The sequence below is a fragment of the Pseudomonas sp. P39-UII1 genome, assembly GCF_039672635.1.
Lineage (GTDB): Bacteria > Pseudomonadota > Gammaproteobacteria > Pseudomonadales > Pseudomonadaceae > Aquipseudomonas.
Genome location: NZ_JBDFPP010000008.1, coordinates 120,405 through 142,291, shown reverse-complemented (window position 1 = coordinate 142,291; position 21,887 = coordinate 120,405). Strand labels below are relative to the sequence as shown.

Sequence of the window (21,887 nt, the reverse complement as noted above, 5' to 3'; positions counted from 1 at the left end):
TCCTTAAAAACCCAGGCTGGACAGCAGATCATCGACATCGTCCTGACCGGACACGACGTCTTCACGCTTATCGGCATGAATCTGCGGACCTTCACCCCGAGCCGGATATTTTTCTTGATCTTTTTCAGCACGCAGCTGTTGGTGGTCATGTTCGATACCGGCAAAACGGTCGACCTGACTGGCCATCAGCACGAGCTTGAGCAGATTGCTTTCGACTTCGGTCACCAGCGCAGTCACGCGCTTGATCACCTGCCCGGTCAGGTCCTGATAGTCCTGGGCGAGCAGAATGTCATTAAGGTGGCCAGCGACCTTGCGGTTACCTTCGGCGCTGTGCGTCAGGAAACTGTCGACGCGTTTGACCAGCTCACGGAATTCCGGCGCGGCGACCTCGCGGCGCATGAAGCGCTGCCAGTCGACGCTCAGGCTCTGCGCCTCAACGGCCAGGTCTCCCAGCACAGGCGTGCTTTCCTCCACCAGGTCCATGGTGCGGTTGGCAGCCCCTTCGGTGAGCTTGACCACATAGGACAAACGCTCGGTGGCGTCGGTAATCTGCGAAACTTCCTCGGCCTGCGGCATGTGCGGGTCGATCTGGAAGCTGACGATCGCGCTGTGCAGCTCGCGGGTCAGCTTGCCGACTTCCTGGTACAGGCCACGGTCGCGGGTCTGGTTGAGCTGATGAATCAGCTGCACCGCCTCGCCGAACCGTCCCCGCTCCAGGCTTTCGACCAACTCCTGGGCATGCTTCTTCAGGGTCGATTCGAACTCCCCCAAAGACGTTTGTGTTGATTCCATGGCGCCCCCTGACCGGACTCAGCCGTTGACGCGTTCGAAGATCTTCTCGATCTTTTCTTTGAGCACCTGAGCGGTGAACGGCTTGACCACGTAACCATTCACCCCGGCCTGGGCCGCTTCGATGATCTGGTCGCGCTTGGCTTCGGCAGTCACCATCAGCACTGGCATGGCCTTCAGGCGCTCGTCCGCGCGCACCTTGCGCAGCAGGTCGATGCCGGACATGCCAGGCATGTTCCAGTCGGTCACCAGGAAGTCGTAATGCCCGGCCTGCAGCATCGGCAGCGCCGTGGTGCCGTCATCGGCTTCGTCGGTATTGGTGAAGCCCAGATCACGCAGCAGGTTCTTGATGATCCGCCGCATCGTCGAAAAGTCGTCAACGATGAGGATTTTCATGTCTTTGTTCAATTAGACCTCCAAGCAGTCTCAAACGCGCTCGGCCCCGAGCGCGCATTCAATCAATTCGGTACAACGTGAAAACGACTGCAACGACCCCGGGCTCAGCGCGCCCGCCATTCCCCCAGGCGGCTGCGCAGGCGCGCGGCGCACTGGCTGTGCAGCTGGCTGACACGCGACTCGCTGACGCCCAGGACCTCACCGATTTCCTTGAGGTTCAGCTCTTCGTCGTAGTACAGCGCCAGGACCAGCCGCTCCCGCTCGGGCAGGTTGGCGATGGCATCGGTCAGGGCAGCCTGGAAGCGCTCGTCTTCCAGGTCGCGCGACGGCTCGACCTGGCCACTGGCGCCGTCCTCGTGCAACCCTTCATGCTCGCCGTCCTGCAACAGGTCGTCGAAACTGAACAGGCGGCTACCCAAGGTATCGTTCAAAATCCCGTAGTAATCATCGAGACTCAACTGGAGTTCGGCAGCAACTTCATGATCTTTAGCGTCGCGGCCGGTTCTGGATTCCACGGCGCGCATCGCGTCGCTGACCATGCGGGTGTTGCGGTGCACCGAACGCGGTGCCCAATCACCCTTGCGCACCTCATCGAGCATCGCCCCGCGGATGCGGATACCGGCGTAGGTCTCGAAGCTGGCGCCCTTGCTGGCGTCGTACTTGTTGGCGACTTCCAGCAAACCGATCATGCCGGCCTGGATCAGGTCTTCGACCTGCACGTTGGCCGGCAAACGCGCCAGCAGGTGATAGGCAATGCGCTTGACCAGCGGGGCGTAGCGTTCGATCAGTTCGTACTGGGCGTCCTTGGACGCCTTGCTGTACATCTTGAAACCGCTCGCACTCATAGCACTGGCCCTGCACTGGTGGGTTGCACCAGGCGCTCGACGAAGAACTCCAGGTGCCCGCGCGGGTTGGCCGGCAATGGCCAGCTATCGACCTTCTGCGCAATCGCCTTGAAGGCCAGCGCGCACTTGGAACGCGGGAACGCCTCATAGACTGCCCGCTGCTTCTGCACCGCCTTGCGCACGCACTCGTCGTACGGCACGGCGCCGACATACTGCAGGGCGACGTCAAGGAAACGGTCGGTGACCTTGGTCAACTTGGCGAACAGGTTGCGCCCTTCCTGCGGGCTTTGCGCCATGTTGGCCAGCACGCGGAAACGGTTCATTCCATAGTCGCGGTTGAGCAGTTTGATCAACGCGTAGGCGTCGGTGATCGAGGTCGGCTCGTCACACACCACCAGCAGCACTTCCTGCGCCGCGCGGACGAAGCTGACCACCGAATCGCCAATGCCTGCCGCGGTGTCGATCACCAGCACATCAAGGTTGTCGCCGACTTCGCTGAATGCCTGGATCAGCCCGGCATGCTGGGCCGGGGCCAGGTGCACCATGCTCTGGGTGCCGGAGGCGGCCGGCACGATGCGCACACCGCCCGGCCCCTGCAACAGCACATCGCGAAGCTCGCAGCGCCCTTCGATGACATCGGCCAGGGTGCGTTTCGGGGTCAGGCCCAGCAACACGTCGACATTGGCCAGGCCCAGGTCAGCGTCCAGCAGCATGACCCGGCGGCCGAGCTCAGCCAGCGCCAGGGACAGGTTCACTGAAACGTTAGTCTTGCCGACGCCACCTTTACCACCGGTTACGGCGATCACCTGTACGGGATGCATGCTACCCATGTTCGTTGTTTACCTTGTCTCGCTTGGACCCAAGCCACACGAGGGGGATTACTGCAGCCCCCTTGGTGTAGGTATTTTGCAAACGCTTCATCATCAACCCGCTCGTCGTGGGTTGTGATAGAGATCAGCGAACATATCGGCCATGGCCTCTTCGCTGGGCTCGTCCTGCAACTGCACATTCACCGCCCGCGTCACCAACTGGTGCGCCCGCGGCAGGTGAAGGTCGTCAGGAATGCGCGGGCCATCGGTGAGATAGGCCACGGGCAGTTCATGACTGATGGCCAGGCTCAGCACATCGCCGAGGCTTGCCGTTTCATCAAGTTTACTCAGGATGCAACCGGCCAGGCCGCAGCGTTTGTAGCTGTGGTAGGCCGCGGTCAGCACCTGTTTCTGGCTGGTGGTGGCCAGCACGAGGTAGTTCTTCGAGGCAATGCCTCGGCTGGCCAGGCTTTCCAGTTGCATGCGCAGGGCCGGGTCGCTGGCCTGAAGGCCTGCGGTATCGATCAGCACCACGCGCTTGCGCAGCAGCGGCTCGAGCGCCTGGGCCAGCGACTGGCCCGGGTCGACATAGGTCACCGGCACATTGAGGATGCGGCCCAGGGTCTTGAGCTGTTCCTGCGCGCCGATGCGGAAGCTGTCCATGCTCACCAGGGCCAGGTTCTGCGGGCCATACTTGAGCACATAACGCGCCGCCAGCTTGGCCAGTGTGGTGGTCTTGCCCATGCCGGCGGGGCCGACCATGGCGATCACACCACCCTCTTCGATCGGCTCGATCTCGGGCACTTCGATCATCCGTGCAAGGTGCGCCAGCAACATGCGCCAGGCCTGGCGCGGCTCTTCGATCTCGGCGGTGAGCTCGAGCAGTTCGCGGGCAATCGGCCCGGACAGGCCGATGCGCTGCAGCCGGCGCCAGAGGTTGGCCTGTGCCGGCTTGCTGCCTTGCAGCTGGTTCCAGGCCAGTGAGCCGAGCTGCACTTCGAGCAGTTCGCGCAGGCCCGACAGTTCAGAGCGCATGGCGTCGAACAGGCGCGGGTCGACCGGGGCCGGGGCAGCGGCAGCAGCAGCGGCCGGCGCCTCCACGTGCGGCTCGATCAATGGCTCCGAGGCGGTCAGCGATTGCCCGGCAAACAATTGGCGGTCGCCTTCACTGGCCTCGCTGCGGTTGTCCAGTTCGGCCTGGGCAGTGGCGATGCGAGTCTGGGTCTTGCGCAGCTCTTGTTCGAGCTCGGGGTTGGGCACGCGCGGGGCCAGGGCGGACAGCTTGTAGTCCAGCGCGGCCGTCAGCTCGACACCGCCGGCGATGCGGCGGTTACCGATGATGGCGGCGTCGGAGCCCAGCTCATCACGAACCAGCTTCATGGCCTGACGCATATCGGCGGCGAAAAAACGCTTAACTTGCATAACCCACTACCTCAGCCGTTGGGGCCCACGGTGGCAACGATGGTGACTTGCTTGTTATCCGGTATTTCCTGATACGCCAGAACATGCAAATTCGGTACAGCCAGGCGACCGAAGCGCGACAGCATGGCGCGGATCGGGCCTGCGACCAGGAGGATGGCCGGTTGGCCTTGCATCTCCTGGCGCTGGGCGGCTTCGATCAGCGAACGCTGCAGCTTTTCGGCCATGCTCGGTTCAAGAAGAACACCGTCTTCCTGACCTTGCCCGGCCCTTTGCAGACTATTGAGCAAAATCTGTTCCAACCTTGGCTCAAGGGTGATCACAGGCAGCTCGGACTCAACGCCGACAATGCTTTGCACGATGGCGCGACACAATCCGACGCGCACTGCCGCCACCAGCGCGGCGGTATCTTGACTCTTGCCGGCATTGTTAGCGATAGCCTCGGCAATGCTGCGGATGTCGCGCACCGGCACTTGCTCGGCAAGCAACGCTTGCAGGACCTTGAGCAGCCCCGACAAGGAAATGACACCCGGCACCAGCTCTTCAGCAAGTTTAGGCGATGCCTTGGACAGCACCTGCAGCAATTGCTGAACCTCTTCGTGGCCGATCAGCTCGTGACAGTGCTTCTGCAGGATCTGGTTGAGGTGCGTGGCGACCACAGTGCTGGCATCGACCACGGTATAGCCCAGCGACTGCGCCTGGGCACGCTGACCGATGTCGATCCACACCGCTTCCAGGCCGAACGCCGGGTCACGTGCAGCGATGCCGTTGAGGGTGCCAAACACCTGGCCTGGGTTGATCGCCAGCTCCCGGTCCGGGTAGATCTCGGCCTCAGCCAGGATCACGCCCATCAGCGTCAGGCGGTAGGCGCTGGGCTGCAGGTCGAGGTTGTCCCGAATGTGCACGGTGGGCATGAGGAAGCCCAGGTCCTGGGAGAGCTTCTTGCGCACCCCTTTGATCCGCGCCAGCAGTTGGCCACCCTGGTTGCGGTCGACCAGCGGGATCAGGCGGTAGCCGACTTCCAGGCCGATCATGTCGATCGGCGTCACGTCGTCCCAGCCCAGCTCCTTGGTGTCCATCGCGCGCTGTGGCGAGGGCAGCAGGTCCTGCTGGCGCTGCGCTTCCTGCAGCGCGTCGGCCTTGGCCTTCTGCTGCTTCTTCCACACCAGGTAGGCGCCACCACCAGCCAGCAGGCCGAGGCTGAGGAAGGCGACGTGCGGCATGCCCGGCACCAGCCCCATGACGATCATCAGCCCCGCGGACACCGCCAGCGCCTTGGGCGAGTCGAACATCTGCCGGTTGATCAGCTTGCCCATGTCTTCGGAGCCCGAAGCACGGGTGACCATGATTGCAGCGGCGGTAGACAGCAGCAGTGATGGCAATTGCGCCACCAAACCGTCACCGATGGTCAGCAGGGCATAGACCTTGCCCGCATCGCTGAACGACATATTGTGCTGCAGCATGCCGATGAGCATGCCGCCAATCAGGTTGATGAACAGGATCAGCAAGCCGGCGATGGCGTCGCCGCGCACGAACTTGCTGGCACCGTCCATCGAACCGTAGAACTCGGCCTCCTGGGCCACCTCGGCGCGGCGCGACTTTGCCTGCGCCTGGTCGATCAGGCCGGCATTGAGGTCGGCGTCGATGGCCATCTGCTTGCCGGGCATGGCGTCGAGGGTGAAGCGCGCGCTCACCTCGGAAATACGCCCGGCACCCTTGGTCACTACCACGAAGTTGATGATCATGAGGATGGCGAACACCACCGCACCGACGACGTAGTTACCGCCGATCACGACCTCACCAAAAGCCTGGATCACCTTACCTGCGGCGCCATGCCCCTCTTGACCGTGCAGCATGACCACCCGCGTGGACGCCACGTTCAGCGCCAGGCGCAGCAATGTTGCCACCAGCAGGATGGTCGGAAACGCGGCGAAATCGAGCGGGCGCAGTGCGTACACGCAGACCAGCAGGACCACGATCGACAGGGCGATGTTGAAGGTGAAGAACACGTCGAGCAGGAACGGCGGTATCGGCAACATCATCATTGCCAACATCACCAGCAGCAACAGCGGCACACCCAGGTTGCCCCGACCGAGGCCGGCCAGGTTATGGCGCGCGTTGCTGATTAACTGAGTGCGATCCACCGCGATTCCTCTTCATGCAAAACTTTGACGCCCAAGGGGCGCTTGGGCGTGGCTCTGCAAGAAGCTTTCCAACTTTGTGTATGGCTCGGAATCTTGGGTGTTCTTGCGATCGACATAGAACCACCGCCAGGCCCACAACATACACCGCAGCCCTCAACTATCACGCCGCAAATCCGGCGGAATCGGCAGTTCATCCTTCAACGGCTCCGGCCGCTTGCCCTTGCCCGCCCGGTACTGCCGGATCTGGAACACATAAGCCAGCACCTGCGCCACCGCCAGGTACAGCCCCGCGGGGATCTCCTGTTCAATTTCGGTGGAGTAGTAGATCGCCCGCGCCAGCGCCGGCGACTCGAGGATCTGCACCTTGTGCTCGACGCCGATCTCGCGAATCTTCAAGGCAATGAAGTCGGTACCCTTGGCCAGCAGCAACGGCGCCGCCCCACCCTTCTCGGGGTCGTACTGCAGGGCCACGGCATAGTGCGTCGGGTTGGTAATGATCACATCCGCCTCGGGCACTGCGGCCATCATGCGCCGCTGCGATACTTCGCGCTGCAGCTGACGAATACGTTGCTTGACCTCGGGCTTGCCCTCGCTGTCCTTGTACTCGTCCTTGACCTCCTGCTTGGTCATCTTCAGCTTCTTGTGGGTCTGATACAGCTGGAACGGCACATCTGCCGCCGCGATGATCAGCAGCCCTGCCGCCATCCACAGCGCACTCCAGCCCACCACCTGCACACTGTGGATGATCGCCTGCTCCAGCGGCTCGTTGGCGATGGCCAGCAATGCCTGGCGATCGTTGCTCAGCACAACCAGCGCAACGATCAGAATCATGAAGAACTTGGCCAGCGCCTTGAGCAGCTCGGTCAATGCGTTCATCGAAAACATCCGCTTGATCCCCGACAATGGGTTCATGCGGCTGAATTTTGGCTGCAGCAGGCTGCCCGAAAAGATGAACCCACCTAGCGCGATGGGCGAGATCAGCGCAATGAAGAACAGCAGCACCAGGATCGGCTGCGTTGCCCAGATCGCCATCTTGCCCGAGGCGAGCAGGAACTGGCCCATGGAGCGCTCATCGGTCAGCACCTCGCGGGTTAGCGAAAAGTTCAGGCGCATCAGCGCCAGCAGCGTCTCGGCCAAGTGCCCACCAAAGGCCAATAACGCACCCGCACCGGCCAGCGTCACTGCCACCGTATTCAGCTCCTTGGAGCGGGCAATCTCACCTTTTTCGCGCGCATCGCGCTTGCGCTTGTCGGTGGGGTCTTCCGTCTTGTCGGCACCGCTCTCGCTCTCTGCCATGTTCAGCGCGCCCTTGCCAGATCACGCAGCCATTGCAGCGCCTCACTGGCCAATGCCTGGTAGTGGGAAAGCACATCGGCCAGGCCCACCCAGAAAATGCCCAGGCCCAGCACCAGGGTCAGCGGGAAGCCGATGGAAAAGATGTTCAACTGCGGCGCGGCACGGGTCATCACGCCGAAGGCAATGTTCACCACCAGCAGCGCTGCAATCGCCGGCAGGATCAGCAGCAGACCGGCGCCGAACACCCAGCTCAGGCGCCCGGCCATCTCCCAGAAATGGTTGACCACCAGCGCATTGCCGACCGGCAAGGTGGTAAAGCTCTCGGTCAGTACCTCGAACGCCACCAGGTGGCCGTTCATGAGCAAGAACAGCACGCTGATCAGCATGGTCATGAACTGGCTGACCACCGCCACGTTGACACCGTTGGCCGGGTCGACCATCGAGGCGAAGGCCATGCCCATTTGAATCGCGACGATTTGCCCGGCGATGACAAAGGCCTGGAACAGTAACTGCAATGAGAAGCCGAACAATGCCCCGACAATTATCTGCTCGCCACACAACAACAGGCCGCGCAGGCTTAGCGGGTCGAACTCGGGCAATGGCGGCAAGGCCGGCACGATCACCACGGTGATAGCCACCGCCGCGTACAGGCGAATGCGCGCCGGCAGCATGCGGGTGCCAAAGATCGGCATGGTCATCAGCACCGCGGTCACCCGGAACAGCGGCAGCATGAAGGTGGCGACCCAGGTGCCGATCTGCGCGTCGGTCAGCTCCAGCATGGCTGCTTCAACCGATCAGCTGCGGGATGCTGGTGTACAGGCCGGTGATGTACTCCATGAACTTCTGCGTCAGCCACGGCCCGGCAACGATCAGCGTCACTAGCATCACCAGCAGGCGTGGCAGGAAGCTCAACGTCTGTTCGTTGATCTGCGTGGCGGCCTGGAACATCGCCACCACCAGGCCGACCAACAGGCTCGGCACCACCAGCACGGCCACCATCAGCGTGGTCAGCCAGAGGGCGTCGCGGAACAGGTCGACGGCTACTTCAGGTGTCATGCAAGGCTCTCCTTGGCAGCGTCAGACGCCGCCGAAACTGCCGGCCAAAGTGCCCATGATCAGCGCCCAGCCATCGACCAGGACGAACAGCATGATCTTGAACGGCAGCGAGATGATCAACGGCGACAGCATCATCATGCCCATGGCCATCAGCACGCTGGCGACCACCATGTCGATGATCAGGAACGGGATGAAGATCATGAAGCCGATCTGGAACGCGGTTTTCAGCTCCGAGGTGACGAACGCTGGCACCAGAATGGTCAGCGGCACCTGCTCGGGCCCGGCGATATCGGTGCGCTTGGACAGGCGCATGAACAGGTCCAGATCGCTCTGGCGGGTTTGTGCCAGCATGAAGTCCTTCAGCGGCCCCTGGGCCTTGTCGATGGCCTGCTGGGCCGTCATCTGCTCCTTCAAATACGGCTGCACGGCGTCCTGGTTCACCCGGTCGAACACCGGCGCCATGATGAACAGGGTCAGGAACAGCGCCATACCGGTCAACACCTGGTTCGACGGGGTCTGCTGCAGGCCCAGCGCCTGGCGCAGGATCGAGAAGACGATGATGATGCGGGTGAAGCTGGTCATCAGGATGACGAACGCTGGAATGAAACTCAGCGCCGTCATGATCATCAGGATCTGCAGGCTGACCGAGTATTCCTGCTGCCCGTCCGGCCCATTGGACAGGGTAATGGCCGGGATCGACAGCGGGTCGGCGCCCAGGGCCAACGGCGCGGCCAACAGCAGCGCCAGGGTGAACATGATGCGCAGCGCGCCGATCATCACTTCTTGTCCTTCTGATCCTTGCCCATCAGCTCCATCAGCCGCTGGGCGAATTCCGGCGTCGCCTGACGGGCGCTGGCGGCTACTTCCACAGGTTCGGCCATGACGTGCAAGGCCTCGATGCTGCCAGGGGTATGGCCGATGAGAATCTGCTCCTTGCCGACCTGCACCAGCAACAGCCGGTCGCGCGGGCCAAGGGCGCGGCTACCGACGATCTCGATCACCTGGCCTCCCTTGGGCGCAGCGCCCTGCATGCGGCGCAGCAGCCAGGCCAGGAAGAAGATCAGGCCCACCACCAGCAGCAGGCCGAACACCATCTGCGCCAGCTGCCCACCCAGGCTGCCGGGTGTGCCTGGCGGTGGCGTTACCGGCACCGCCGGTGCGGCAGCGGCAATCACCGCTTCGCTGGCGAGCAGCGTGGCCAGGGCCGTCAGGGCCCGCATCGTACCCTTCACTCAGCGCAGCTTCTTGATACGTTCGCTGGGGCTGATCACGTCGGTCAGGCGGATGCCGAACTTCTCGTTGACCACCACCACTTCGCCATGGGCGATCAGCGTGCCGTTGACCAGCACGTCGAGCGGCTCACCGGCCAGGCGGTCGAGCTCGATGACCGAACCCTGGTTGAGCTGCAGCAGGTTGCGGATGTTGATTTCGGTGCTGCCCACTTCCATGGAGATGTTCACCGGAATGTCCAGGATCACGTCCAGGTTCGGGCCTTCGAGGCTGACGTTTTCCTTCGGCCGCGGCGAGCTGGCGAACTCTTCCATCGGCAGCCGGCCAGCGCCGGCATTGCCGCTGTCGCCGCCCAGCAGCGCATCGATGTCAGCCTGGCCGGCATCACCGGTTTCTTCCAGCGCCGCGGCCCATTCGTCGGCCAGGGCCTGGTCTTCTGGGGAGGTGATCTCGTTTTCGTTAGCCATGATGTCCTCGACAGGCATTCAATTCGTAGTGAGCGACCGGCACGCCGTCAGCGGCGTTCGATCGGGTCGATGATCTGCAGCGCCAGGTTGCCCTTGTGCGAACCCAGGCGCGCCTTGAACGACGGCACGCCGTTGGCGCGTAGCACCAGGTGCTCCGGCAGCTCCACCGGGATCACGTCGCCAGGCTGCATGTGCAGCACATCGCGCAGTTTCAGCTGGCGGCGGGCAACCGTGGCGCTCAGCGGCACAGAGACGTCCAGCACGTCCTCGCGCAGGGCCTTGACCCAGCGCTCGTCCTGGTCGTCCAGGTCGGACTGGAAACCGGCATCGAGCATTTCGCGCACCGGCTCGATCATCGAGTACGGCATGGTCACGTGCAGGTCGCCGCCGCCGCCGTCCAGTTCGATATGGAAGGTTGACACCACCACCGCCTCGCTCGGCCCGACGATGTTGGCCATGGCCGGGTTGACCTCGGAGTTCATGTACTCGAAGTTGACCGGCATGATCGCCTGCCAGGCTTCCTTGAGGTCGACGAAGCACTGGTCCAGCACCATGCGCACCACCCGCAGCTCGGTGGGGGTGAATTCGCGGCCTTCGATCTTGGCGTGACGCCCGTCACCGCCGAAGAAGTTGTCCACCAGTTTGAACACCAGCTTGGCGTCGAGGATGAACAGCGAGGTGCCGCGTAGCGGCTTGATCTTGACCAGGTTGAGGCTGGTCGGCACGTACAGCGAATGCACGTACTCGCCGAACTTCATCACCTGCACGCCGCCAACCGCCACGTCCGCCGAGCGGCGCAGCAGGTTGAACATGCTGATGCGGGTATAGCGCGCGAAACGCTCGTTGATCATCTCGAGGGTCGGCATGCGACCGCGCACGATCCGATCCTGGCTGGTCAGGTCGTAGCTTTTGATGCTGCCAGGCTCGGCAGCGCTCTCGGTCTGTACCAGCCCATCATCGACGCCGTGCAACAGGGCATCGATCTCATCCTGGGACAGCAGGTCCTGTACGGCCATAACGGACTCCTACTGCAATACGAAATTGGTGAACAGCAGCTGGTCTACCACCGGCTTGCCGACTTCCTTCTGCGCCACTTCCTGCACCACTGCGGTGGCTTTCTGGCGCAGCATTTCCTGGCCCACGGGGCTGCTGGCCAAGGTGTCGAAGCCTTGCCCGGAGAACATCATCACCAGGTTGTTGCGAATCACCGGCATGTGCACCTTCAGGGCGTCCATGTCAGCCTGGCTGCGGCCTTGCAGGGTGATGCTCACCTGCATGTAGCGCTGGCGACCGTTCTGGTTGAAGTTGACCACAAACGCCGGGGACAGGGCCTCGTACAGCGCCGCTGGCTTGACGTTCGCTGCTGCCGGGTCGGTCTGTGTGGCGGGTTCGCTCTTGTGCATGAAGAACCAGGTAGCGCCCACCGACAGGCCGACCGCCAGCAACAGGGCCAGTACCAGCAGCAGGATCAGCTTGAGTTTGCCTTTAGTGGCGGGGTCTTTCACTGCGTCGCTCTTCGCCATGCCAATAATCCGTCGTCCATCTGGGTTTCAAAGGAGGATGACGTGGCTTGAGCAAGTGTTATGCCAGGTTTGTGGGCGCATGGCATGTATGTTGTGGCGACGGTGAGACGAGCGCCGCCCGCGCGAAGCGCTTGCCTTGAGATCTTTAGCGCCCTTGAGATCGAGCGCCGCCCGCGCGGCGCATCGCGAAGCGCTTGCCTTAGGATCTTTAGCGCCCATGAGATCGAGCGCCGCCCGCGCGGCGCATCGCGGGCAAGCCCGCTCCCACATTTGTTGCAACGTGCCATTCCAGTCAGGCCATGGTTGTCCGCCTTGGCGCATGGCTGAAGACAGGTGGGGCGCCGGCCGCGCCCACCAAAAAATCGCGTCGTGCTAACAAGGCTGGCAACTATGGCCTATCAGGCCATGGCACGTTGCAACAAATGTAGGAGCGGGCTTGCCCGCGATGCGCCGCGCGGGCGGCGCTCGATCTCAAGGGCGCTGAAGATCCCAAGGCATGCGCTTCGCGAAGCGGCGCTCGATCTCAATCCCACCACACCCTTCAAGCGTAAAAATCTACCGCACTGTCACCAATCACTACCTGCTGCTCGACCGGACGAGCGGCATCGGCAAGCTCACCCTGCTCGCCACCGGCACCACCTTGGGCCCGCCGCGCCGCCACCCCGGACAACTGCGAGCCGTCCGGCTGCGCCTGCTGCTGTTGCTGCCCGCGCGACTGATCGGCGACGTTGACGTCCGGCTGCGCCAGCCCCTGCTGGGCGAACAGTTCGCGCAGGCGATGCACCTGGCTGTCCAGCGCATCACGCACACCCGCGTGGCCGCTGATGAAGGTCACCTGGGTTGCCTGGTCCGCCGCCAGATTGACACGAATGTCCAGCCGCCCGAGCTCGGCCGGCTCCAGCTGGATGTCGGCCGACTTGAGGTTTTGGCTGGACAAGTACATGACCCGGTTGACCAGGCCTTCGGCCCAGGCGTTCTGGTTCATCGGCAACGGCTGATGCAACGGGTTGCTGCTCACCGGTACGGCATTGGCGGTCTTGGCCGTGGCAGCCTGGGTCAGGCTGGCCAGGCGGTTGGCGAAATCGTCGATACGGGTATCGCTGCCCGCGCTCTTGGTGTCTTTGAGGCCGTCGTCCAGCAGTGCACCGAATGCCTTGTCACCAGTCTCCGACTGCCCCGCCTCGGCTTCGATCTTGTCCATCAGGGTCGCCAATGGATTGACGGCGGCTTGGCCATCGTCGGCTTGCGCAGGGTCGGTGGCATGGGCCGAGGTCGTGCCTTTGGCCTGGGCGCTTTGCTCCAGCGCCAGGCGCAGGGCGGGCATATTGGCCAGGGCGTCTGCGTCGGGGTCGAAGGTTTGCGCCGCCGGTTCTTCCGGCAACGCCTCGCTGATGGGCTGCTGGACAGCCGCCAGCACTGGGGCTACCGCTTCGGCCTGAGCCTGCAGCAGTTGCGCCCCCGGCTGCGCATCAGTGACCTGCCCCGCCACCAGGTTGGCGTCGAGGGAAGTGGATTCTTCGCCCGCTGCAGCATCCGTGCTGGCCTGGGCCTGATCGTCTGCTGGCAATTTCTTGCCGTCATCGGCAACCGTCGGTTTGTCGACAGCCTCCTTCTTGCCGGCTTGGGCAACGTCGGGCTTGTCCTTGGGCTTGGCCTGAGCGACCTTGTCATCGCGCCCCACGCCTTTGTCACGCCCCTGCCCGGCCATGACCTGGTCGAAGCCGCCGCCCTGCCCGCCCGCCGCCTGCAGGGGCTTGTCCACCAGCGAGGAACCCGCACGCGACGGCTTGCTCAGCGTGTTGGCTTGCAGTAATGGATTGGGTGCGACAGGCATTGATGGGTCTCCGCGCCAGAAACTGGAATATCGTCTGGACACAGACAGGCAAAAGTCACGCCAACTACGCGTCAGCCTGCAGAAACCCGCGCGCGCTCACCCCGGTAGAACCGCTGTACCTCCAGGTATTCCTGGTCGATCCGGTTGATCAGGTCCTCGATGCCGTACAGTGGCCGCTCCTTGACCCGCTCTTCGAGCTGATGACACAGCTGCGCCAGGCCAACCGCACCCATGTTGCTGCTGCTGCCCTTGAAGCTGTGCGCGGCCATGCCGAGCTCATCGGCATTCCTGGCACCGTGCAACTGGCTCAGGCGCCGCTCGGAATCTTCCAGAAAGGTTTCCAGCAATTGCAGGTAGCCATCTTCCATGACCTCCTGCAGGTCACTGAGCACCTTGTGGTCAATATGCATGTCAGTCACTTGTTCACTCCTTGATCAAGCCGGATTATGCCTCAACCGCCAAACTGCCGGCCAGGCGGCCTACCAGTCGAACTGCACCCAGGCGCAACGGCCGCCTTCGCGCCAACCGGCATCGCTGCCAAGCTGCCCTACGAGTTTCAGGCCGCGACCGCTCAAGCCTTGCTCGCGGGCGGGACGCGACAGCACCTGCTGCACATCGAACCCCGCACCACTGTCGCGAACCTCGATGATCAGACGCCCACCTGAAGCCAGCGGTTCCACTTTCAGGTCGATGCGCACGAAACCGTCGACCAAGGCATCCAAACGCCGGGCGCGCTCCTGATAGTAGTCGGCAAAGCCATGCGCATCACGCTTGAGCCGCGAATCCAGGCCCAACACGCCATGTTCCAGGGCATTGGAGTACAACTCGCTGAGCACGCTGTGCAAGGCGCCGGTAAGCGGCCGCAGGCCATGGATTTCCTGCAGCAACTGCACAAGGTAAGGCACCGGGTTGAAGCGCTTCAGGCTTTCGCCGCGCAACGCGAACCCCAGCGACCAGTCCAGCGGACTGGAGCGCCCACTGTCAGAATAGAGGGTCGGCGCCGGCACGCGCTCCTCGACGGTGAACATGCGAATGTCGCACAGGCTGATGTCATCCCGCGGGGTCCCGCCAAAGCGTTCCAGCGCCTGCATCACCTCGTCGAACAGCTGCACCGGGTCGCGGTTGGCCGCCAGCACCGCGCGCAGGCGCTCGACACCGAACAGGCGCTCCTGTTCGTCCGCCGTATCCACAACACCGTCGGACAACAGCAACAGGCGCTCGCCCGCCGCCAGTGGCAGCACTTCGGTGCTGTCATCGAAGCGCTCCGCCGCCAGGACGCCCAACGGCAAATGGCGTGAGGCAAGGCTTGCAATCACTTCGCCGTCGGCCGACAGCCGGTAGCCATCCGGCATACCACCGTTCCACACCTCCACGGTGCCGCGCTGCACGCTCAAGTTGAGCAACAGCGCGCAGCAGAACATGTCCACCGGCAGGATGCGCTTGAGCTTGGCGTTCATCTCGCGAAGCATGTGCGCCAGGCCGTAGCCCTTTGCGGTCATGCCGTAGAACACCTCCGCCAGCGGCATGGCGCCGACTGCGGCCGGCAGCCCATGGCCGGTGAAATCCCCGAGCAGCACATGCATGTCGCCCGACGGGGTAAACGCCGCTAGCAGCAGGTCACCGTTGAACAAGGCATAGGGCGATTGCAGGTAACGAATGTTCGGCGCCGTGATGCAGCCAGAATGGGCGACCTTGTCGAACACCGCCTTGGCCACGCGCTGCTCGTTGAGCAGGTGATGGTGATGCCGGGTGATCAGGTCGCGCTGTGCCAGCACGGTCGCCTGCAGCCGCCGCAGGCGGTCCATGGCGCGAATCTTGGCGGCAAGAATCACCGCACTGTACGGCTTGGCCATGAAGTCGTCGCCGCCAGCCTCCAGGCAGCGCACCAAGGCCTCCTCTTCGTTCAGCGAGGTGAGGAAGATGATCGGCACCAGCGCTTCGCCGGCCAGTGCCTTGATCTGCCGCGCCGCTTCAAAACCGTCCATCACTGGCATCAAGGCATCGAGCAGCACCAGCTGCGGGCGCTTTTCGGCAAACAGCGCCACCGCCTGTTCGCCGTTTTCGGCGGTGAACACCTGATGGCCCTGGCGCCGGACGATTTGCGCCAGCAACAGGCGATCCGTGGCGCCATCTTCGGCCACCAGCACGGTCAGCGGCTGCTCAGCCGACATCGGGGCGCTCAACTGATGTCGAACAGTTTTTCAAAATTGGAGATAGCGAGGATCTTGCGCACGTCGGAGCTGGCGTGCACCACGCGCACGTCCGAATTATCGCCGCCCGCGTGATCGCGCAACAGCAGCAACATGCCCAGCGCCGAGCTGTCCAGGTAGGTGGTGTCCTTGAGGTCGACGACCACCGAGTCTGGCCGCCTGGGCTGGCTTTCATAAGCATCGCGAAACTCCTGATGCTTGCCGAAATCGAAGCGCCCCTTGATCTTGATCGTGAGCTTTTTCCCGTCCTGCGAAAAATCAGTTTCGACTGCCATGCTAGCGATTCCTTCGATGATGGCGAATGCAACTCTTCAAGGTTTAGCAGGCAGCCGGGCCAGCTGCAAGCTTGCAGCTAGATGTGGCCCTGCCTGGGCAACCGCTGCGACAACTCATCCAGCAAGCGCTGCTCGCGCTTGTCTTCCGCGCGCCGCGCCTCGTCCAGGTAACGCTGCACCAGCTTGCGCAGCCCTTCCACCCGGGCGTAGGCCTGCTGCCAGGTACCACGGGCGTTCTTGAGGTTGTTCTGGTGCCAGGTCAGGCTCTGGCGCTGTTGGGTCATGGCCGTTTCCAGCTGGGCCAGAAACCGCTGGTAGTTGAGCAGCCAGCTACCATTGACGCCCTGGCCACCGCGGCTGATCCACTGCGCCTGGTAGCCCTCGCGAAACGACTCCAGCTCCGCAAGCTTGGCCTGCGCCTGCACCACCAACTGCTGAAAATGCCCCACGCGCTGCGCCGCCTTGCGCTCGGCTTCCTCGGCCATGTTCACCACCGGCACCAAGCGCGCGGCACGGCTTTGCACGCTCATGGCTTAGCCGCCGTTCGACGGGGGCATGAAGATCGCCCCCAGCTGCTGACGGCTCTGGCCCATGCCGACGTTCTCATCGAGCGCCTGGCGCAGGAAGTCCACCAGTTTTGGCTGCAGGGCAATGGCCAGGTCGGTTTCCGGATCGCCGCCGGCCACATACGCACCCACACTGATCAGGTCGCGGCTTTGCGACAACCGCGACCACAACTGCTTGAACTTCTGAGCCTGGCGCAAATGGTCGGCATCGACGACTTGGGGCATGACCCGGCTGATCGACGCTTCGATGTCGATCGCCGGATAGTGGCCTTCCTCAGCCAACCGGCGTGACAGCACGAAGTGGCCATCGAGCACACCCCGCGCGGCGTCGGCAATCGGGTCCTGCTGATCGTCGCCTTCGGACAGCACGGTATAAAACGCGGTGATCGAACCACCACCCGGCTCGCCGTTACCGGCACGCTCCACCAGCTTGGGCAGCTTGGCGAACACCGACGGTGGGTAGCCACGGGTGGCCGGCGGCTCACCGATGGCCAGGGCGATTTCACGCTGGGCCTGGGCAAAGCGGGTCAGCGAGTCCATCAGCAGCAGGACATTTTTGCCCTTGTCGCGAAAGTACTCAGCGATACGCGTGCAATACATGGCGGCACGCAAACGCATCAGCGGCGCATCGTCAGCCGGCGATGCGACCACCACGGAGCGCTTGAGGCCTTCTTCACCCAGGATGTGCTCGATGAATTCCTTCACCTCACGGCCCCGCTCACCGATCAGGCCGACCACGATGATTTCGGCTTCGGTAAAGCGGGTCATCATGCCCAGCAGCACCGACTTGCCCACACCGGTACCGGCAAACAGGCCTAGGCGCTGGCCCCGGCCGACCGTCAGCAGGCCGTTGATACTGCGGATGCCCACGTCCAGCGGCTGGCTGATCGGGTCACGGTTGAGCGGGTTGATGATCGGGCCGTCCATCGGCACCCAGTCCTCGGCCTTCATCCCGCCCTTTCCGTCCAGGGCGCGACCGGCGCCGTCCAGCACCCGGCCGAGCATGCTCATGCCCATCGGCAGGCGACCGCTGTCATCCAGCGGCACCACCCGTGCGCCGGGTGCGATGCCGGCAATGCTGCCGACCGGCATGAGGAAAATCTTGCTGCCAGCGAAGCCCATGACTTCGGCCTCGACCTGCACCGGGTGGTACGTGTCGTCGTTGATCACCAGGCAGCGCGCGCCTACGGCGGCGCGCAGGCCCTCGGCCTCCAGGGTAAGGCCGACCATGCGCAGCAGGCGGCCTTCGACCACCGGCTGCACCGGCAACTTGATCGCCTCGGCGTAGCCGCCCAGGCGTTTGCCGAAGCTGGTACGGTCAAGGCGCATCGTTGGCGCCCAGCTCGATCGAGACATCCGGCGCTGCCGGGTGCAGGGCCTGGTCGTGCAACTGGTCGAACAGCTGTGCCACGGCTTTTTCGATGCGCGTTTCCATGGTGGCGTCGATGCGGCTGTGCGCCGTCTCGATACGGCAACCACCTGGCAGCAGGGCGTCATCCTCGAGCAGCTTCCAGCTTTCCTCATGGCGCTCGCGCAAGGCCTTGGCCAGCTCGAAGTCCTGCGGGTTGAGGTGAATGCGGATGTTGTCCGCGCCCATCGGCAGCAGCTTCAGGGCTTCACGCAGCACGTGGGTGATCTGGCTGGAATCGCTGCGCAATTCGCGGCCGATGACCTGGCGGGCCATGTGCGCGACCAGGTGCACGAGGGTCTTTTCAATCTGCGTGTCCTGCTCGGCGATGGGCTCGAGCAGGTGCGCCATCAGCTGTTCAAGGCCGGCGAGCTTGGCAGCAAGGGCCTCTTCGGCCTCCTGGCGAACTTTGAGCTGGGTGCTGTGAAAGCCTTCGCGCTCGCCCGTGGCGAAGCCTTCGTTGTAGGCCTCCTGGCGAATCGCTTCGAGTTCTTCGAGGGTCAGCGGCTGGACTTCCTCCAGCGGCACTTCCTCGACTTCTTCTTCGATGATTTCCGGCTCAGGCTCGGGTACCGGCTCGGGCTCGGGATCGAAGCTGGGCAGCGTCCAGATGTCGACACCTTCGAGGTCGCGGGCACGGATCAGGTCGCTGGGGTGGGATTCTTTGGTGGGCATGTTCTCAGGTACTCAACAACTGCCGATGCAGTGTTTGTGGGCGCGGGCTTGACCCGCGAACACCGGCAATGCCGGGGCCATTCACCGCGGCGCCTACTTCGCGGGGCAAGCCCGCTCCCACAGGAGGGCGCATTGCCCGATGAATCAGATCATTTCCTCGGCGCCCTTGCCACCGAGCACGATCTCGCCGGCCTCGGCCATGCGTCGGGCGATGGTGAGGATTTCCTTCTGCGCCGTTTCCACGTCGCTGACGCGCACCGGGCCCTTGGCTTCGAGGTCGTCGCGCAGCAGCTCGGACGCACGCTTGGACATGTTCTTGAAAATCTTGTCCTTGACCCGCTCGTCGGCGCCCTTGAGCGACACCACCAACACATCGGAAGACACTTCGCGCAGCAACGCCTGGATGCCACGGTCGTCGACGTCGGCCAGGTTGTTGAAGACGAACATCAGGTCTTCGATCTGCTCGGACAAGTCGTTGTCGATTTCGCGGATCGAGTCCATCAGTGCACCTTCCACAGAGCTGTCGAGGAAGTTCATGATGTCGGCGGCACGCTTGATGCCACCCAACGTGGTACGGGCAGCATTGGAGTTGCCCGAGAACTGCTTCTCGAGGATCTGGTTCAGCTCCTTCAGCGCCGCCGGCTGCACGGTATTGAGCGACGACACGCGCAGGATGATGTCCAGGCGCACCTTGTGGTCGAAGTTGCTCAGCACTTCACCGGCCTGATCGGGGTCCAGGTACGCCACCACGATGGCCTGGATCTGTGGGTGCTCGTAGCGGATGACATCGGCCACGGCACGCGGCTCCATCCACTTGAGGCTGTCCAGGCCGCTGGTGTTGCCCCCCAGCAGGATGCGGTCGATCAGGCCGTTGGCCTTGTCCTCGCCAAGGGCCTGGTTGAGCATCTTGCGGATGTAACCGTCGGAGCCCACGCCCAGGCTGGTCTGGTCGCCGACAATTTCGACGAACTCGCTCATTACCTGCTGCACCTGTTCACGGTGCACGTTGCCCATCTGCGCCATGGCCACGCCAACCCGCTGCACTTCTTTCGGGCCCATGTGGCGCAACACCTGGGCGGCATCGGTCTCACCCAGCGAGAGCAGGAGAATCGCCGCTTTGTCAGTGCGGCTCAGCTTGGCGGTAACGGCTCGGTTGTCACTCATCGGCGTTGATCCACTCTTTCACGACCTGGGCCACGCGGCCCGGGTCTTCGGCCACCAGGCCTTTGATTGCGTTGAGCTGTGCCTCGTAACCCTCGCTCGGGCTTGGCAACAGAATGCTTGTAGGGCCACCCAGGCTGACGCGGTCGTTGGCCAGTTCGCCATCCAGACCGATCATGCCGCCCAGCTCCATGTCGCTGTCCGTCGCAGCAGCTTGCTTGCCGCCGCCAGTGATGTTGTTGAGTACCGGGCGCAGCACGCCGAACACCAGTACCAGGATGAACACCACGCCCAACACTTGCTTGACGATGTCCCAGAACCACGGCTGCTGGTAGAAGGCGATGTCGGCGATTTCTTCGCCACGGTCGGCGGCGAACGGCACGTTGATCACCGTGACGCTGTCGCCACGGCTGGCATCGAAGCCCACGGCGTCCTGCACCAGGCGGGTAAAGCGTGCCAGGTCTTCGGCGCCCCATGGCGCGCGGGTAGCTTCACCGCTGGCGTCGAGCTTGACCTGGTCATCGACCACCACCGCGACCGACAGGCGGGTCAGGCGACCCTGCTGCTGGCGGGTATGGCTGATGGAGCGGTCCAGTTCGAAGTTCTTGGTGGTCTGCACGCGCTTGTCGGCCGGGTATGGCGCAAGCATCGGCTGGCCGGTGGCCGGGTCCATGATCTGTTGGCCGTTGGCATCCACCAGCGGCTGGCCTGGCTGGACGGCACCGGCGGCAGGGGCTGCGGCGGTGGCATTTTCCGGCGCTGCTGCACCTGCCGGCGGTTGGTTGCTCAGGGCACCGGGCACGCCTTGCGGGCCGGAGCTGCTGGCACGCTGTTCGTTGACGGCCTGCTCGCTGCGCAGCGCCGGCTGGTCCGGGTTGAACTGCTCGGAGGTGGATTCCACCGCACTGAAGTCCAGGTCGGCGGACACTTCGGCCTTGTAGCGGTCGTTGCCCAGCACCGGCTGCAGAATGTTGTGCACACGTTGGGTCAGCATGCCCTCCATGCGCCGGCTGTAGTCGAACTGCTTGCCGGCCATGGTCAGCGCAGTGTCCTGCAGCTGCTCGGAGAGCAGGTTGCCCTTCTGGTCGACCACGGTGACTTGCGACTTGTCCAGCTCCGGCACACTGGTGGCAACCAGGTTGACGATCGCCATTACCTGGCCGGCTTCCAGGGCGCGGCCCGGATACAGCTCGACCAGTACCGAGGCGCTTGGCTTGCGCTCGTCACGCACGAACACCGAGCTTTTCGGGATCGCCAGGTGCACGCGGGCCGCCTTGACGTTGTTCAGGCTGGAAACGGTGCGCGCCAGCTCGCCTTCAAGGCTGCGGCGGTAACGGGTAGCCTCCATGAACTGGCTGGTACCCAGGCCCTGTTCCTTGTCGAGCAGCTCGAAACCGACATTGCCGTCGCCTGGCGCCACGCCCGCAGCTGCCAGCTTCAGACGGGCACGGGAGAGGTCGTCGGCCTTGACCAACAGGGCACCGGAATTGGGCTCGACGTTGTAGGGGATGTCTGCAGCGGCCAGGGTATCCATGACCTGCTTGGTGTCCATGCCGGCCAGGCTGCCGTAGAGCGGCCGGTAATCAGGCTGCTGCGACCACAGCACCACGGCGAAGCCGATCGCCACGCTCGCAGCCAACCCGACCAGCAGGCCGACCTGACGCAGCATGGGCATCTGCGAGATGTTTTCCAGGAACGACATGCCGAACAGCGGCGGCTTGGACGCTGGCGGGCCACTCTTGGCGGGTGCGTTATCGACGACTGCTTCAGCCATGGTTTACATC

Annotated in this window: 23 protein-coding genes; all 23 read right to left on the bottom strand. The window is 63.5% G+C overall.

The annotated features are described in order from the left end of the window. Positions 1-3: 3 nt before the first annotated feature. Positions 4-792: a protein phosphatase CheZ gene (locus ABEH27_RS13145; protein ID WP_346614001.1), complete on the bottom strand. Its 789-nt coding sequence runs from the start codon at positions 790-792 to the stop codon at positions 4-6. Positions 793-810: 18 nt separating this feature from the next. Further along, entirely contained in the window at positions 811-1,185 is a 375-nt protein-coding gene (locus tag ABEH27_RS13140; protein WP_346614000.1) for a chemotaxis response regulator CheY, read from the bottom strand. A gap of 104 nt (positions 1,186-1,289) precedes the next feature. Continuing rightward, positions 1,290-2,030, bottom strand: a complete 741-nt coding sequence (fliA, locus tag ABEH27_RS13135) for an RNA polymerase sigma factor FliA (protein ID WP_346613999.1) — start codon at positions 2,028-2,030, stop codon at positions 1,290-1,292. Beyond that, positions 2,027-2,860: a flagellar synthesis regulator FleN gene (gene fleN, locus ABEH27_RS13130; RefSeq protein ID WP_054900044.1), complete on the bottom strand. Its 834-nt coding sequence runs from the start codon at positions 2,858-2,860 to the stop codon at positions 2,027-2,029. Before fleN ends, fliA begins: the two co-directional genes overlap by 4 nt. A gap of 93 nt (positions 2,861-2,953) precedes the next feature. Then, the gene (gene flhF, locus ABEH27_RS13125; RefSeq protein WP_346613998.1) at positions 2,954-4,261 is read right to left on the bottom strand and encodes a flagellar biosynthesis protein FlhF; all 1,308 of its coding nucleotides are present in this window, start codon (positions 4,259-4,261) and stop codon (positions 2,954-2,956) included. 11 nt (positions 4,262-4,272) lie between these two features. Further along, complete coding sequence (flhA, locus tag ABEH27_RS13120) at positions 4,273-6,402, bottom strand: flagellar biosynthesis protein FlhA (RefSeq protein ID WP_346613997.1); 2,130 nt, start codon at positions 6,400-6,402, stop codon at positions 4,273-4,275. Positions 6,403-6,555: 153 nt separating this feature from the next. Further along, on the bottom strand, positions 6,556-7,698 hold the full coding sequence (gene flhB / locus ABEH27_RS13115) for a flagellar biosynthesis protein FlhB (protein ID WP_346613996.1): 1,143 nt from the start codon (positions 7,696-7,698) through the stop codon (positions 6,556-6,558). Positions 7,699-7,700: 2 nt separating this feature from the next. Continuing rightward, on the bottom strand, positions 7,701-8,477 hold the full coding sequence (fliR, locus tag ABEH27_RS13110; protein WP_346613995.1) for a flagellar biosynthetic protein FliR: 777 nt from the start codon (positions 8,475-8,477) through the stop codon (positions 7,701-7,703). Between the two features lie 7 nt (positions 8,478-8,484). Continuing rightward, on the bottom strand, positions 8,485-8,754 hold the full coding sequence (gene fliQ / locus ABEH27_RS13105) for a flagellar biosynthesis protein FliQ (RefSeq protein WP_346613994.1): 270 nt from the start codon (positions 8,752-8,754) through the stop codon (positions 8,485-8,487). Positions 8,755-8,775: 21 nt separating this feature from the next. Next, entirely contained in the window at positions 8,776-9,531 is a 756-nt protein-coding gene (gene fliP / locus ABEH27_RS13100) for a flagellar type III secretion system pore protein FliP (RefSeq protein WP_346613993.1), read from the bottom strand. After that, positions 9,531-9,974, bottom strand: coding sequence for a flagellar biosynthetic protein FliO (gene fliO / locus ABEH27_RS13095; protein ID WP_346613992.1), 444 nt, complete (start codon positions 9,972-9,974; stop codon positions 9,531-9,533). The genes fliP and fliO overlap by 1 nt, the downstream gene beginning before the upstream one ends. 12 nt (positions 9,975-9,986) lie before the next feature. Next, complete coding sequence (gene fliN, locus ABEH27_RS13090; protein ID WP_346613991.1) at positions 9,987-10,451, bottom strand: flagellar motor switch protein FliN; 465 nt, start codon at positions 10,449-10,451, stop codon at positions 9,987-9,989. A gap of 47 nt (positions 10,452-10,498) precedes the next feature. Then, positions 10,499-11,467 (bottom strand): flagellar motor switch protein FliM, encoded by a 969-nt coding sequence (gene fliM, locus ABEH27_RS13085; RefSeq protein ID WP_054900051.1) that lies wholly within the window; start codon positions 11,465-11,467, stop codon positions 10,499-10,501. Between the two features lie 9 nt (positions 11,468-11,476). Further along, positions 11,477-11,974 (bottom strand): flagellar basal body-associated protein FliL, encoded by a 498-nt coding sequence (gene fliL / locus ABEH27_RS13080; protein WP_346613990.1) that lies wholly within the window; start codon positions 11,972-11,974, stop codon positions 11,477-11,479. A 541-nt stretch (positions 11,975-12,515) separates the two neighbouring features. Further along, positions 12,516-13,808, bottom strand: coding sequence for a flagellar hook-length control protein FliK (locus ABEH27_RS13075; protein ID WP_346613989.1), 1,293 nt, complete (start codon positions 13,806-13,808; stop codon positions 12,516-12,518). Between the two features lie 71 nt (positions 13,809-13,879). Then, positions 13,880-14,227, bottom strand: a complete 348-nt coding sequence (locus ABEH27_RS13070; protein ID WP_346613988.1) for an Hpt domain-containing protein — start codon at positions 14,225-14,227, stop codon at positions 13,880-13,882. A 60-nt stretch (positions 14,228-14,287) separates the two neighbouring features. Further along, positions 14,288-15,979, bottom strand: coding sequence for a fused response regulator/phosphatase (locus ABEH27_RS13065; protein WP_346613987.1), 1,692 nt, complete (start codon positions 15,977-15,979; stop codon positions 14,288-14,290). Between the two features lie 8 nt (positions 15,980-15,987). Beyond that, positions 15,988-16,293: an STAS domain-containing protein gene (locus ABEH27_RS13060; RefSeq protein ID WP_346613986.1), complete on the bottom strand. Its 306-nt coding sequence runs from the start codon at positions 16,291-16,293 to the stop codon at positions 15,988-15,990. A 77-nt stretch (positions 16,294-16,370) separates the two neighbouring features. Beyond that, positions 16,371-16,823: a flagellar export protein FliJ gene (fliJ, locus tag ABEH27_RS13055; RefSeq protein ID WP_346613985.1), complete on the bottom strand. Its 453-nt coding sequence runs from the start codon at positions 16,821-16,823 to the stop codon at positions 16,371-16,373. 3 nt (positions 16,824-16,826) lie between these two features. Further along, positions 16,827-18,188: a flagellar protein export ATPase FliI gene (fliI, locus tag ABEH27_RS13050; protein WP_346613984.1), complete on the bottom strand. Its 1,362-nt coding sequence runs from the start codon at positions 18,186-18,188 to the stop codon at positions 16,827-16,829. After that, positions 18,178-18,942 (bottom strand): flagellar assembly protein FliH, encoded by a 765-nt coding sequence (gene fliH, locus ABEH27_RS13045; RefSeq protein WP_346613983.1) that lies wholly within the window; start codon positions 18,940-18,942, stop codon positions 18,178-18,180. The genes fliI and fliH overlap by 11 nt, the downstream gene beginning before the upstream one ends. A 144-nt stretch (positions 18,943-19,086) precedes the next feature. Beyond that, on the bottom strand, positions 19,087-20,106 hold the full coding sequence (gene fliG / locus ABEH27_RS13040) for a flagellar motor switch protein FliG (RefSeq protein ID WP_346613982.1): 1,020 nt from the start codon (positions 20,104-20,106) through the stop codon (positions 19,087-19,089). Further along, entirely contained in the window at positions 20,099-21,877 is a 1,779-nt protein-coding gene (gene fliF / locus ABEH27_RS13035) for a flagellar basal-body MS-ring/collar protein FliF (protein ID WP_346613981.1), read from the bottom strand. The genes fliG and fliF overlap by 8 nt, the downstream gene beginning before the upstream one ends. Positions 21,878-21,887 lie beyond the last annotated feature (10 nt).

What these genes read in the sequence shown, in the direction of transcription:
- ABEH27_RS13145 (WP_346614001.1), bottom strand. Translation starts at nt 792, where the DNA reads ATGGAATCAACACAAACGTCTTTGGGGGAGTTCGAATCGACCCTGAAG.
- ABEH27_RS13140 (WP_346614000.1), bottom strand. Translation starts at nt 1,185, where the DNA reads ATGAAAATCCTCATCGTTGACGACTTTTCGACGATGCGGCGGATCATC.
- fliA (WP_346613999.1), bottom strand. Translation starts at nt 2,030, where the DNA reads ATGAGTGCGAGCGGTTTCAAGATGTACAGCAAGGCGTCCAAGGACGCC.
- fleN (WP_054900044.1), bottom strand. Translation starts at nt 2,860, where the DNA reads ATGGGTAGCATGCATCCCGTACAGGTGATCGCCGTAACCGGTGGTAAA.
- flhF (WP_346613998.1), bottom strand. Translation starts at nt 4,261, where the DNA reads ATGCAAGTTAAGCGTTTTTTCGCCGCCGATATGCGTCAGGCCATGAAG.
- flhB (WP_346613996.1), bottom strand. Translation starts at nt 7,698, where the DNA reads ATGGCAGAGAGCGAGAGCGGTGCCGACAAGACGGAAGACCCCACCGAC.
- fliR (WP_346613995.1), bottom strand. Translation starts at nt 8,477, where the DNA reads ATGCTGGAGCTGACCGACGCGCAGATCGGCACCTGGGTCGCCACCTTC.
- fliQ (WP_346613994.1), bottom strand. Translation starts at nt 8,754, where the DNA reads ATGACACCTGAAGTAGCCGTCGACCTGTTCCGCGACGCCCTCTGGCTG.
- fliP (WP_346613993.1), bottom strand. Translation starts at nt 9,531, where the DNA reads ATGATCGGCGCGCTGCGCATCATGTTCACCCTGGCGCTGCTGTTGGCC.
- fliO (WP_346613992.1), bottom strand. Translation starts at nt 9,974, where the DNA reads ATGCGGGCCCTGACGGCCCTGGCCACGCTGCTCGCCAGCGAAGCGGTG.
- fliN (WP_346613991.1), bottom strand. Translation starts at nt 10,451, where the DNA reads ATGGCTAACGAAAACGAGATCACCTCCCCAGAAGACCAGGCCCTGGCC.
- fliM (WP_054900051.1), bottom strand. Translation starts at nt 11,467, where the DNA reads ATGGCCGTACAGGACCTGCTGTCCCAGGATGAGATCGATGCCCTGTTG.
- fliL (WP_346613990.1), bottom strand. Translation starts at nt 11,974, where the DNA reads ATGGCGAAGAGCGACGCAGTGAAAGACCCCGCCACTAAAGGCAAACTC.
- ABEH27_RS13075 (WP_346613989.1), bottom strand. Translation starts at nt 13,808, where the DNA reads ATGCCTGTCGCACCCAATCCATTACTGCAAGCCAACACGCTGAGCAAG.
- ABEH27_RS13065 (WP_346613987.1), bottom strand. Translation starts at nt 15,979, where the DNA reads ATGTCGGCTGAGCAGCCGCTGACCGTGCTGGTGGCCGAAGATGGCGCC.
- ABEH27_RS13060 (WP_346613986.1), bottom strand. Translation starts at nt 16,293, where the DNA reads ATGGCAGTCGAAACTGATTTTTCGCAGGACGGGAAAAAGCTCACGATC.
- fliJ (WP_346613985.1), bottom strand. Translation starts at nt 16,823, where the DNA reads ATGAGCGTGCAAAGCCGTGCCGCGCGCTTGGTGCCGGTGGTGAACATG.
- fliI (WP_346613984.1), bottom strand. Translation starts at nt 18,188, where the DNA reads ATGCGCCTTGACCGTACCAGCTTCGGCAAACGCCTGGGCGGCTACGCC.
- fliH (WP_346613983.1), bottom strand. Translation starts at nt 18,942, where the DNA reads ATGCCCACCAAAGAATCCCACCCCAGCGACCTGATCCGTGCCCGCGAC.
- fliG (WP_346613982.1), bottom strand. Translation starts at nt 20,106, where the DNA reads ATGAGTGACAACCGAGCCGTTACCGCCAAGCTGAGCCGCACTGACAAA.
- fliF (WP_346613981.1), bottom strand. Translation starts at nt 21,877, where the DNA reads ATGGCTGAAGCAGTCGTCGATAACGCACCCGCCAAGAGTGGCCCGCCA.